The organism is Protofrankia sp. Cj3 (genome assembly GCF_917627355.1).
Classification (GTDB): domain Bacteria; phylum Actinomycetota; class Actinomycetes; order Frankiales; family Frankiaceae; genus Protofrankia.
This window is the reverse complement of the sequence record NZ_CAKJTR010000145.1, coordinates 1-12,153: the sequence shown is the minus strand read 5'-3', so window position 1 is coordinate 12,153 and position 12,153 is coordinate 1. Positions and strand designations below refer to the sequence as shown.

Annotated in this window: 8 protein-coding genes and 1 pseudogene; 1 reads left to right on the top strand and 8 read right to left on the bottom strand. The window is 69.1% G+C overall.

The annotated features are described in order from the left end of the window. From MJ783_RS17560 to MJ783_RS17545, 4 genes and pseudogenes are all read right to left on the bottom strand, one after another. Window positions 1–627: pseudogene (locus MJ783_RS17560) on the bottom strand (ATP-binding protein); the annotation flags it as partial. An 11-nt stretch (window positions 628–638) separates the two neighbouring features. After that, window positions 639–1,409, bottom strand: coding sequence for a DUF4255 domain-containing protein (locus MJ783_RS17555; protein WP_239311653.1), 771 nt, complete (start codon window positions 1,407–1,409; stop codon window positions 639–641). Between the two features lie 4 nt (window positions 1,410–1,413). After that, on the bottom strand, window positions 1,414–4,413 hold the full coding sequence (locus MJ783_RS17550; protein WP_370651669.1) for a hypothetical protein: 3,000 nt from the start codon (window positions 4,411–4,413) through the stop codon (window positions 1,414–1,416). Between the two features lie 220 nt (window positions 4,414–4,633). Further along, window positions 4,634–5,257 carry a response regulator transcription factor gene (locus MJ783_RS17545; protein ID WP_239311649.1) on the bottom strand — a complete coding sequence of 208 codons (624 nt, stop codon included), beginning with the start codon at window positions 5,255–5,257 and terminating at the stop codon, window positions 4,634–4,636. Window positions 5,258–5,499: 242 nt separating this feature from the next. On the opposite strand from MJ783_RS17545, the gene MJ783_RS17540 reads away from it, so the two are divergent. Beyond that, a complete protein-coding gene (locus tag MJ783_RS17540) occupies window positions 5,500–6,786 on the top strand; it encodes a hypothetical protein (protein WP_239311647.1) in 1,287 nt (428 codons plus the stop codon). 41 nt (window positions 6,787–6,827) lie between these two features. On the opposite strand, the gene MJ783_RS17535 is transcribed toward MJ783_RS17540, so the two are convergent. The 4 genes from MJ783_RS17535 to MJ783_RS17520 form a co-directional block, all read right to left on the bottom strand. Continuing rightward, window positions 6,828–7,052, bottom strand: a complete 225-nt coding sequence (locus MJ783_RS17535) for a helix-turn-helix domain-containing protein (RefSeq protein ID WP_239311645.1) — start codon at window positions 7,050–7,052, stop codon at window positions 6,828–6,830. A gap of 108 nt (window positions 7,053–7,160) precedes the next feature. After that, window positions 7,161–8,216: a type III polyketide synthase gene (locus tag MJ783_RS17530; protein ID WP_370651670.1), complete on the bottom strand. Its 1,056-nt coding sequence runs from the start codon at window positions 8,214–8,216 to the stop codon at window positions 7,161–7,163. A gap of 481 nt (window positions 8,217–8,697) precedes the next feature. Then, window positions 8,698–9,642, bottom strand: coding sequence for a UbiA family prenyltransferase (locus tag MJ783_RS17525; RefSeq protein ID WP_239311641.1), 945 nt, complete (start codon window positions 9,640–9,642; stop codon window positions 8,698–8,700). Between the two features lie 3 nt (window positions 9,643–9,645). Further along, window positions 9,646–12,102, bottom strand: coding sequence for an ATP-binding cassette domain-containing protein (locus MJ783_RS17520; RefSeq protein ID WP_239311639.1), 2,457 nt, complete (start codon window positions 12,100–12,102; stop codon window positions 9,646–9,648). Between the last annotated feature and the right edge of the window lie 51 nt (window positions 12,103–12,153).

Here is a 12,153-nt window from a genome sequence, read left to right as displayed (position 1 = left end):
AAGGTGGCTGGTGACCCGGTCGGGTACCCGCAGCGTCCGGGACAGCCACGGCCGCTCCTCCTCCTCGACCCGCATCAGCCCACCGGCCAGCAACGGCGCGGACGGGGCGAAGCGGCCCCGCGGCCCGGCTGTGGCAGGGGACAGCCCGCACAGTGCCAGCGCCAGGCCGGTCGTCGGCCGCTGCCGGGTCACATCGTCGTTGAGGTAGCCGTACAGCCGCTCGAACCGCGCGTCGAGGTCCGGGAGCAGGGCGACCAGGAGCAGTTCGACGTCGAGCGGGGCAAGGCCGAAGTCGCGGGCGAGCCGGCGCAGTCGCGGCTCGGCACCGTCCTGCCCAGCACGGTCAGCGAGCGCCTCGATGCCGGTGAGCTGGTCGGCGTCGACATCGTCGGGGAGCGGGGCCAGCGCAGGGCCGTCCAGCAGCCGCCACGCGGTCTCGTCCGATACATACAGGCCCCGGAAGGTGTCGTCGGGGTCGGGATCGGTCTGGCGGCGGGCGGCCACGGCCCGCCGGACCCGCTGCTCGACCAGGCCGAGCCGGGCGAACAGATACGCCCGGCTGCTCTGCCCGGCGTCGGGCAGCGGGTCCGGCGCGGCGTCGGGCGCCGTGTGTGGGCCGGCGCGCACACCGGCGCCCGTCACCGCCGCCGGCCGGAGATCGGGAAGCCCGGGTCATGAGTGTCGCGGCGGTCCTGGGGTGTGCCCCGGGTGCGGCGCGTGCCGACGGTCGCCAGCGGCCCCCGGGAGTCCGGGTCGCGGGTGTCCGAGCCCTGGCCATCCGTGATGTTCCCTCCGGCGACCGGGTCGGTGTAACGCAGCGCGCTGGTCTCCTCGCGGTCGCCGTCGGAGTCGGCGATCCGCAGCCGCATGCCGTCAACGACCACCGGGTCGGCCAGCACCCGCTTCGCTGACAGCGGCGCGACCACGACGAGATCCAGGGAGGGTTTGAGTTCGCCGCCGAGCGCACTCCACACGTCGGCGAGCGCCCGGTCCGGTACGGGCACGGCGATAGTCATGGGAATGGTCAGGTCGAGCGCCGCGAGCGAGCCGGCCAGCCGCTCCGCCGGCAGGGCATCCTGCTGGATCAGGCTGGCGAGCAGGACGGACAGGAGCCGGTGCTCATCCTGCGTCCGGCTGGTCCACGCGGTCACTATGTACGACAGGGTGTAGAAACGCGGCGGGTCATGCCGCGCCACCGTGACGCCCTGTTCGTCGTACTCGGTGATGCTGCCCTGCCGCCGCCGGGCCATGTCCTCGCAGATGTCGTACAGGAACAGATTGACCGTCGGGGCGTTGCGCCGGGCGGCCCACTCCCTGGTGGGCGCGTCGAAGGTCACCTCCACCCCGCTGCCGGCCAGCACCTCGTCACTAACGAGCCCGCGCAGGGCCTCGTCTATCTCATGGATCATCGCGTCACCACCGCCGGTCGACGTGGCCCGGGGGCTGCTGCGCCGGCAGGACCACCCGGTATGGCGTGGTCACCGGGGAGAAGCCGGCGCCGGACGCGACCGCCAGCCGGGGCCCGAGGCGGTCCTTGCGCAGGACCAGAAGCTGCGCGATGAACCTTCCGTCCGGGCCGGGTACGGTCGGCGTCGCGGCCGCGGTGATGCCGACATCCCAGACCAGCTTCACCGATACGCCGGGAGGGAAGTCGGTGCCGCGTATTGACGTGACGAAACCGGGCGGACCGATCGCCGGCACCGCGACGATACGCGGCTGCAGGACCCGTAGCGGGGCCGTGGCGGTGTCGTTGGCCTGGTCGGCGTTGGTAGCGGTGGTGGTGACCGTGCCAGCCACAGCCGTGGACAGGGCCGCGTCCGGCGCCAGTCCGATCGTCACGCTCGCCGTACCGCCAGGTGCCAGGTCAGGGACCGGGCATCCGGTGTCCGCGGCGCAGTCCGGCGCCGGGGCGGCCACCGGGATACCGGCCGGCAGTTGCGGGCGCAGCCGCAGGCCGGTCGCGGGCTGGCCACCGGCGTTGCGGACCGTGTAGGTCACGGTTGCGGTTCCACCGACGTAGGCCGGGGTGGGCGTGACCGACACGGTCAGCGACGGGTCGGCCGGCACCGACGGTGCCGCGGCGATCACCTCGACCCGCGTGCCGGCGCGGTTGTCGGCCGGATTGGCGTCAGTCACCCCGCCGCCGACCGACCAGCTGACCGGGAACGTACCGGTGGCCACACCGGTCAGCTCGACACGCACCGTCACCGTCCGCCCGACGCCGATGGCCTCCAGATCACAGCTGGTCGGCGTGAGCGTGCAGGTGCCCTGCTCCGTTACCAGGCCGGTGACCTGCAGCCCGGACGGCACCGTGAGGTCGAGCCGGGTCCCCGGCATGGGGCTGGGCCCGCGGTCGGTGACCGACAGCGTGAACGCCGTCCGGCCGCCGACCGTCGTGGCGGCCGGTGGGGTCAGCAGCGCCGTGGACACGTCGACCGACCGCTGCCAGGCCGGCTCCTTCTGCCGCCCGGGCAGGTCCTGGGTGAGCGCTTCGATATGGCCGGTGCGGACGTCGTAGACATCCAACGCCTCCGGTGCGTTGCCGTCGCGCCCCCGGCGGGCGGTGAAGACGAGCCGCTGCCCATCCGGCGCCCAGGACACGTCACGGGGTTGGAACGGCCCGGCCGGCTGGGCAGGGACCGGCGCCGCGCAGGACGCGCCCGACCCGGGCATGAGGAGCCGGCAGTTCGTACCGTCCACATTGGTCAGGACCAGCCCGTCGGTGACCCGGTTGAACGCGAGCCGCTCTCCGTCCGGGGCGAAGGCGGCACTGTCGTCGACGACGTTGCAGTCGGTACCGCACACCGTGCTGGTCAGGTCGCGCTGGTCGAGGCCGTCGGCGGCGTTCGCGGTCCAGATGTGTGTGCGGCTGGCGGCATCGGTATAGCGGCCACGGGTGAACGCCAGCAGGGCGCCATCGGGTGACCAGGCGGGCTGCGTGTCGTCCAGCCCGGCGAATTCCGACGGTGTCGGCAGCTGGAGCAGCAGGTCACCGGTGGCCACGTCGGCCACGACGATCCGTGCTCGGGCGCCGGAGGTGGTGCGCACCAGAGCGATGCGGCTGCCGTCCGGTGACCACGCCGGATCGATCTCCATATCTCCGGGTCCGCGGTCGGCCAGCGGCAGCAGCCGCGGGGCGGTGCCGTCGGCGTTGACCAGCCAGACGCGTACGACCCGGCGGCCGGCGACCGTCTCGAACCGGGTGACCGCGATCTGGCGCCCGTCCGGCGAGTACACCTGGCGCTCGGTCCACGGGTCGCCGTCGGTCGGCTGGAAGAGGAACCGTGCGTCCTGTTCCGCCTTGGGATCCTCGCGCAGGATCGGCAGGCGCAGATCGCGTGGATCGGTGCCGTCGGGGCGGATGTCCTGCAACGTCACGGTGTGCCGGTCGGGGGCGCTGTCCCGGGTCACCAGCAGCGACGGCGTACGGCTGCCGGTTGGCGTGTACCAGGTCGGCAGGTTGACCTGACGGTCCTCGGCGAGACGGAGCTCCGCCTGGCAGTCGCAGGGGTTGTCGCGGGGTGCGGCGGTGTAGACGAGGTCGATGTCGCCCAGCGGTCCGCCTCCTGCTGGTGGGCTACGGCTCATGAACGCCAGCGTTTCGCCGTCGGGTGACCAGCTTGGTTCGTGGCCCTGCCAGTTCGCAGGCAGCAGCAGGCGGTCCCCGGTCCCGGCCGCCGTCGACAGGTGGATCTTCTGGTCGGTGTCGCTGTGTGGATCGCACGTGTACGCGAGGCGATCGTGCGCCGGGTTCGGGTCCCACGCCGGTTGACCAGCGCCCGTGGGCTGGTTGGTCACCTGGGTGACGTTGCCGCCGGCAGCCGGTATCCGGTACACCTGCGGCGTGTCGCCGCCTCGGCGGCCTTCGAACGCGAGGGTCGCACCGTCAGGCGACCAGGTGGGCCAGGTGTTGTCACCGGCACCATCGGTGACCCGGGACAGCCCCGTACCGTCCACGCCGATCACGAAGACATCGTGGCCTGCGCCGTTGCGGCCGGCGCCGGAGTCGAACGCGACGCGGGTGCCGTCCGGGGAGATGGTCGGGTGCTCCTCGGCGAAGGTGTTGGTTGTGAGCCGGCTCACCGGCCCGTCGCCACGGCGCAGGTACACCTCGCCGGTGGCCGTGTCACGCCGGCTCACCCAGGTCACCGCGTCCCCCCGGGCCGACGCCTGCTCGTCATAATGGTCCGGGCCGACCGGGAAGAACGGCGCCGACACGGCCCCCGAGCCCTGAACACCAACCATGCCGAGACTGCGGTGCTGGGTCCCAGCGTACGCGATGCGTTCCTCGGCGACAGGCGCCGTGTGCGGTACGGGCGGAACCTCCAACGGGCCATCCGAGGGGGCTGCGGACGCGGCCAAGCCGGAGACGAGGAGCGCGACCGACGTCACTGCGGCCGCCACGGTGGGCATTCGGGTCTTGCGTCGCAACCGGACCTCGACAGGCATGCGGCGGGATGGGGACGACTGTGCGGCACGATGTCGGCGTCTGTGCCGAAACGACGACCGGCGGGCCACGCGCGGGCCCGTTCATGCTGGATTCTGGGCGTGCCCGGCCGACGCATCAGCGGCCGGACGGGCACAGCCCCGGGCATGTCGGGTTGTCCATTCGGGCAACCCGACCGGAGCGCTGTCAGAGCAGGCCGTGGCGCAGCGCGTACGCTACCGCGTGCGTGCGGTTACGCAGTTGCAACCGGGTGGTGACGTCGTGCAACACATTTTTGACCGTGCGCTCGGAATACGACAGCTTGCCGGCGATCTCGCGGTTCTCGAAGCCGTCCGCCACCAGACGCAACACTTCGATCTCGCGAGCGGTCAGGCCAAGTAACGTCAGGCCCCGCGGAGTGAGCACCTGACGCTGCAACCGACCCATCTGGTCCAGTAACCGGCCCAGCAGATCGGCGGGCAGCGCACCTTCTCCCCGTACCGCCGAGGAGATCGCATCGACAAGCCGCTCAGGGGTCGCCTCGCCGCGGCGGACAACGCCGACAACCCCGCACTCGACCACCGTGGACAGATCAGCTTCATCGATCTTCGCCGGGACGAGCACGAGCTTCGCCGAGACCATCCGGTGCAGCCGGCGCAGCGCGCGAGCGGCCTCGTCGTCGAGGCTGTCCGTGACGACCAGCACAACGGCGGCGTTGTGCTCCTCTCCAGGTTCGAGTACGAGAAGTTCCGGGCGGGTGCGGATCTGGCTCACCATGCCCAGCCGTGAGATCACGTCTTCGGCATGGACGCAGATCGGCACACGATCCATCTGTAGGCCTCCCATCGGCAGTGCCTTCAAGGGCACCTGTTCCACATGTCACTGACGCGTCGAGATCCGCAGGTCGGGCCGACCGTCTGCCGGTGTGTGCCCGATCGGGCACACACCGGCCATACTGTGCCGGGACACGCTTCGCGTGCACGTAATAGGGACCAATCGGGCAATAAGTCCGCCCATGACGGTTCCCCCACGGCAGGTGGCGGTGGGGCTGCGGGCGCCTACCGTCGACCGGCATGAGCGCATCGGCCAGTCTGGCTCGCCTCTCGGTCGCCGTCATGCCCGGTGGTGAGGCACACGTTTCGATCATCGTCCGTAACACGGTCGACATCGTCGAGGCGTACCGGTTCGACATCGTCGGTGTACCGGCGGAGTGGGCGAGCATCGATCCGCCAACGCTGTCGCTGTACCCGGGTACAGCGGAGACGGTGACGATCACCTTCCGGCCCCCGCGCTCGTCACAGGTCCCGGCTGGCGACATGCCGTTCGGGATCCGTGTGATCCCATCGGAACACCCCGACGCATCCGTCGAGGAAGGCACCCTCACCATCCTGCCGTTCTCACAGCTCTCGGCGGATCTGCGGCCTCAGGTGCACTCCGGTCGCCGCCGGGCCCGGTACCGCCTCGAGACGGAGAACCGCGGCAACCGGAGCGAGGACCTCGATTTCAGCGCCAGCGACAGTGCTGAGCAGCTCAAGCTCGCGCTCCGGCCGGCTACGGCGGTCTTGGATCCGGGCGGGCTGTCCGACGGGGTCGTCGTGGCGCGGGCCAAGCGGCTGCTGTGGCGCGGCGAGCCCCGGCGCATGCCGTTCCAGACCCAGGTCAGGGGCGAGGACGATGCCGTCGTCACTCTCAGCGGTACGTTCATCCAGCGGCCGGTCCTGTCCGCATGGCTGCTCAAACTGCTAGCGTTGCTGTTGGCACTGTTGCTGGCGCTGATCGCGCTGTGGTTCGGCCTACTCCGGCCGACAGTGCGCTCGGCCGCCCGGGAAGCGGCTGATGGCAAGGTCCAGCAGGCCGCAAACCAGGCGGCCCAAGCCGCGGTGGACCGACAGCAGTCACAGGGCGGTGCACCACCACCGCCACCAGCATCGAAGCCATCGTCCGAACCGACGTCAGGTACTCCCTCGAAGGGTATCGGCAACGCGCAGCTCACCGATGGCGCGGAGCAGGTGGCAAAATCTATTCCACTCCGGACCAAGGTTGGCGGCTTAGCCGAGGGGGAATTTGTCATACCCGACGGCAAGATCTTCCTACTCACCGACTACCTCGTCGCCAACCCGCAGGGTGACGAAGGCACGCTGACCGTGAGCGCCAACGGCGAGAAAGTGATCCCGTACGCGCTGGAAAACTTCCGCGACCAAGACTACCACTCGGTCACACCGATCCGGGTACCGGCCAAAGGCCGGGTGACCATGACAGTAACCTGCCGCAAGGCCGGTACCCCACCAGACATGCCTCCGCCCTCGACATGTTCAGAGTCGCTCTACCTCAACGGCCTGATGGCGAACGTCCCTGGCTGACGGATCGCTCCGTCGCCACACCGTGATGTCGGAGGGTGTGCTCAGGCCGACTCGCGGAGGACCCGTCGGACGATCTCCTCCACCCGGGACTCGGTCATGGCGGCTTCCCGGGGTTCCTCGACCGCACGATATGCCGTCGCGCCGCCGTTACGGTCGATCTCCCGAGATATTGTTGAGTGGTGCCGGCCGAGTAGCTGCCCGATATACCGCGCCGACTTGTGCCGGCTCAGTTCCCGGGAGACAGTCTCCCGCTCCTCGATCTTCAACAGCTCGTGCGAAGCCAGCTACCGTCCAGTCTGTCGACACTACCGAGATCATCCTATCGGAGCGTCGCTACGACCGTTTGAACTCGCGCAGGCATCCCGGGCAGGCGTTTACCGTGCTTTCAGCAGCACGTTCCACAGAGTCAGGCCTGGGCCGAAGGCCATCGCCACCACGGGGTCGCCGGGGCGTAGCTGCCCCTTGCGCCGGATCAGCTGGAGAACCAGCGGAACTGTCGCCGACGAGCAGTTGCCGCGGATGTCAAGGATCTCGTGGGTTGCGGCGGTCTGGTCGGCGCGTAACCCGAGTTTCTCCGCGACCACACTCACGATGCGTGGCCCACCGGGGTGTATCGCCCATCCCGCGATGTCCTCGACGCCGAGTCCGTGCCGGCCGAGCAGTTCCTCGGTCGTCTTCTCGACGTGCAGCGCCAGCCTGTCGGGCACCTTTGCCGACAGGCTCATCCGGAAGCCGTGGTCGGTGACCGTCCAGGTCATCAGCGACGCCGACGAGGGGTCGGTGACAGCCTCGGTGTCGATGACCTCCAGCCCACCGGAGACATCCGGTTCCAGCACCAGGGCGCAGGCGGCGTCCCCGAACAGCGCGTGCGCGACGATCTGCTCGACATCGTTCTCCGCCCCGGGCGCGAACGGCTGTACGTGCAGCGACGGCAGCTCGATGCACAGGACCACCGCGGGCCGTCCCCGCGTACGCACGTAGTCGGTGGCGGTCGACAGCGCGGGCAGCGCCGCGTAACAGCCCATGTGGCCGATGAGGAGCCGCTGGGTGCTGGCTGGCATCCCGAGCTCGGTGGCCAACGTGATGTCGAGCCCTGGGGTCGCGTAGCCGGTGCAGGAGACCACGACGAACAGGCCGACGTCAGCGGGATGCAGGCCGGCGTCGGTGAGCGCGCCGACGACCGCCTCCCGGCCCAGCGGATGTGCCGCGGTGACGTACCGGCGCATCCGGGCACCGGTGGTCCACGCGCTGACATCCTCCGTCCGGGGATCGACCGCGCCATGGCGGGTGCTCACGCCGCAGCCGAGGAAAATCCTTCGCGCGGTCCGGTTTCCGTTGTAACGACGAGTGAACACATCGTCCCACAACGCTTGTTGGTCCATTGCCGGCGGGAACGCCATGCCCTGCCCGGTGAGTACCGCCGTGTGCATCCGGTTGGTGCCCGTGGCTTCCGGCGCGGCCTGCTGCCGCTGCCGTGGTGGCCGGGCCGTTCGCGGCAGGGACGCCGGCGGTTTCGGCCCGACGATGGCACTCGCGTTTGTTTGTGCTTGGCTGGACATCCGGCGTTACCCCTCCATACACCGAGAACAAAGTAGAGGTCGTCCGTCGACGGCGTGCGGAACCCGGACGCCTGGGCTGGCGAAAGTGGCTTCGGACGGGTGTGACGGACCAGTCCGGACACCGCCTTTGCCAGCCGATGTCGATCAACGCTCTCTGCGTGTCCGCCTTATAATGCGCATGGTGAGCCGGCGACGTTGACTCGATGACGATTTCGTCATGTCTGTTATAAGTCACCGTATGCCGCCGATATTATGCGTACCGGGGCTTGACATGCGAACCATGCTGGGCTCGGGTTGGTCGCTGGTTTCCGCATTGACGTGTTCAGGTGCGTTCGGGTGCATTCAGGCGTGTTCAGACCAGATTGGGCCCGGCTGCCACCAGCAACGCCACATCGATGAGCGCGACCGCGAGGACGACCCGAAAAGCTCCGCGTCCGATCGGCCGCGAATCATTCTGGTCGGATTCTCCCGATTTGCCGAATTCTTCTGCTGTTCCCTGAAGATCCCGCTGGTCCGGTTCGGCGGATGCGCCAGCGGTCACTGGCCCGGGATGCCGTACCGGCACGCTCACCAGTACCGCGGCGACGGCGGCCCCGGTCACGGCGAGCCCCGCGATCGCCGCCGGACCGACCGATGACCCCGGGCCGAAAGCGATTACCACGGACGCGGCGGCGAGCAGCGCCACGGCCAGCCACAACGACCAGCGCGCCCCGACCCGGTGCGGCACGCCGCGCATACCGGCGCGCAGGTCCTCGGCGAGGTCGGGCAGAACGTTGGCAAAGTGCCCCCCGCAGCCCAGCAGGGCACCGGCGAGCAGCAGCCACCAGGCGGGCCGCGGATGGCCCGGCAGCCCGAGGACGATGAAGGCGGGCAGGAGCGCATAGGCGACGGCGAACGGGATCAGCGACGCCGCCGTGCCCTTCACCCCCATGTTGTACAGCCAGGCCAGGGCGACCGCGATCAGGTGCGCGGTGGCCGCCCGCCACCCGGACAGCAGGGACAGCGGTACGCACGCCAGCAGACTGACCAGCGCGGCAACGCCCACCGTCCGGGCTGGCAGGGCGCCGAGCGCCACCGGCTTGTCCTCCCGTCCGCTGGACGAGTCTTGGGCACGGTCGAAGTAGTCGTTACTCCATCCGATCGACAGCTGGCCGGTGCCCACGGCGAGGGCCACCGCGACGACACCTGCCACCGACCGCCCGGAGGAGGCCGCGAGGGCGGCGGCGATCAGCGTGACCGCGGCGGAGGGCTCTGGATGGCATGTGCGCGCGAGGCCGCGGACGGTTGGGTAGCCCATGGATCACGAAGTCTTTCTTCCGCTGGTCAGCTTGCCCCGGCGCGTGCCCGCCTTGGGATCGAGACGCCGTAGTAACAGCGCGCAGGCGGCCACGGCCAGACAGCCGACAGCGAAGCCCGCCACGATGTCCGTGAGGTAGATGTGCGCGGCATGCACCCACAGCGGATCGACCGGGCCGCGGGAGAAGGGCACGTTGCCGAGTTTCACCACATCATTGAGGTCCGCCGAGGACGCGATCGCCGCGTAGCCCCAGCGGGCCGGCATGAGATAGCCGATCTGTTGCAGGCCCAGTTTGCCTTCCAGCGGGACGAGCCCGCCGCTGAAGACGACCTGTGACATGGTGGTCATCACCAGCAGCGGCATGGTCTTGTCCGCGTTGTCGACCCAGGCGGAAATCGCCAGGCCGAGCATCGCGGACGATATCGAGATCATGGCCACCGCCAGGATGACCTCCAGCATGGGGGAACTGAGCACGACCGCCTGGCGCGGCGTGCGGTTGGTCATTCCTATGATGGCGAAAACAATGCTCTGCAGGGCGGTTATGATGACGAGAACAACGATCTTCGACCCGAGGTATGCGGTGATCGACAGGCCGATGGCGCGTTCCCGCCGGTAGATTGCCTTCTCCTTGACGATCTCCCGGATTGAGTTTGCCATTCCCATGAAACAGGCGCAGAGCACGACCACGATGAGCAGCATCTGCGCATCGACGTTCGGTATGCCGTTGGGTAACGGGTCCAGGCGGTGTGGTGCCGGTCCGACCCGGGGCAGTATGCCCAGCAGGAACGGAAATGCCGCGATCAGCCAGAGATAGGACCGGTCCGAGGCGATGACGCTCAGCTGGCGGCGGCTCAGCGTCGCTATCTGCGAGAAGACGGACTGCTGCCGCGCGCTCGGCAGCGCCGCTGGTGTCGGGCGCGCGGGCGGTGCGGTGACCGACGCCGGGACGAAGTACTCGGAGTGCCGGAACCGGTCCGCCAGCTCGGTTGGTACCGCGCTTTCCAACATCTGGAAGACGTCCGGCCAGGAGTCCTTCTCGAGGAACGTGAGCGCGTTTCCCGGCGGGCCGAAGTAAGCGGTACGCCCGCCCTTGGCGAGGACAAGAATGTAGTCGCAGATATCGAGCTGTGCGACACTGTGGGTCACCACCACGATGGTCCGGCCATCGTCGGCCAGCGTCCGCAGGGCGCCCATCACGTTCTGGTCCATGCCGGGATCGAGGCCGGAGGTGGGCTCGTCCAGAAACAGCAGTGTTGGTCTGGTCAGTAGTTCCAGCGCCACACTGGTGCGTTTGCGCTGCCCGCCGGACAGATTCCGCACGGGGACATCCGCGCGCTCCTGGAGGCCCAGCTCGTGGAGAACCTCGTCGACCCGTTCCCGGCGCTCCTCCTTTGTGGTGTCCGGGGGGAAGCGCAGCCGCGCGCCGTATTCCAGCGCCTTGCGGACCGTCAGCGTGGTGTGGAGAAGATCGTCCTGCGGCACATGCCCGATTCGTCGGCGCAGTTCGCCGTATTCAGCGTACATGTCCCGGCCGGCATAGCGGACGGCGCCTTTGTCGGCCGGCCGGAAACCGGTCAGCGCGTTCAGCAGGGTGGACTTGCCCGAGCCACTGGGGCCGATGACGGCCAGCAGCGCCCGGCCGGGCAGCCGGAAGCTCACGTCATGCATGATCTGCATGTCCTTGACGAAGACATTGAGGCCGTCGGCCTCGAAGGTGACGTCCCCGGAGTCGAGGTATTCGACCAGGGTCTCGCCTTCGAGCTGGAAAAGATGATGCCCGACGGCGATGATGTCACGCTGGGCGACCGCCTCGCGGCTGATCTTCCGTCCGTTGAGGAACGTTCCGTTCGCGGAGTCGAGATCGACGACATGTACCCCGCTCTGGCCGACGAAAATCTCGGCGTGGCGCCGGGAGGCCAGCAGGTCCGCCACGACGATGTCGTTGTCGTTGGACCGTCCTATCGACATCGTCCCCCGGCGCAGCGGATAGGTGTTCCGCCGGCCGTGTTCGCGTTCCAGCCGCGCCGCGCCGTCGGGTCCCGTGGCGGTCGTCTGCCGGTCGCGTTCGTACTCGGGGCTGCTGCGCCAGACTGTCGACATCTCCGAGCGCGGATCGAACTTCGGTGGTTCCGTGATGCTCGGTATGTCCGGTGGGAGTGGTATGTCCGGCAGGACGGGCAGAACCGCGAGCTCGGGGCCGTCGGGCGCGCCGAGCCGGAGCCGTATCTCTCCCTGCACGGCAACCTGCTTGACCCGTTGTCCATCCACCCAGGTCCCGTAGGAGCTGACGTCCTGTGCGGTCCACTCGGTATCGGTGCGTGTGATCACCACGTGCCGGCGCGAGACCTGGCGATCTATCAACACCAGGTCGGAGCCCTTTCCCCGGCCCACCACAAAAGGCCGGTCGCCTGTTATGATCACTTCCCCGGTGCTGCTGACGATTTTCAGCGGCGTCGACACGCCGTTCCCCTTTCGACCGTGCGTCGCAACCCAGCGCGGGCGTGTCCGCAC

Bases quoted from the DNA above. Each gene is read 5' to 3' on its own strand.
- MJ783_RS17555 (WP_239311653.1), bottom strand. From the start codon at position 1,409: ATGATCCATGAGATAGACGAGGCCCTGCGCGGGCTCGTTAGTGACGAG.
- MJ783_RS17550 (WP_370651669.1), bottom strand. From the start codon at position 4,413: ATGCCCACCGTGGCGGCCGCAGTGACGTCGGTCGCGCTCCTCGTCTCC.
- MJ783_RS17545 (WP_239311649.1), bottom strand. From the start codon at position 5,257: ATGGATCGTGTGCCGATCTGCGTCCATGCCGAAGACGTGATCTCACGG.
- MJ783_RS17540 (WP_239311647.1), top strand. From the start codon at position 5,500: ATGAGCGCATCGGCCAGTCTGGCTCGCCTCTCGGTCGCCGTCATGCCC.
- MJ783_RS17530 (WP_370651670.1), bottom strand. From the start codon at position 8,216: ATGCACACGGCGGTACTCACCGGGCAGGGCATGGCGTTCCCGCCGGCA.
- MJ783_RS17525 (WP_239311641.1), bottom strand. From the start codon at position 9,642: ATGGGCTACCCAACCGTCCGCGGCCTCGCGCGCACATGCCATCCAGAG.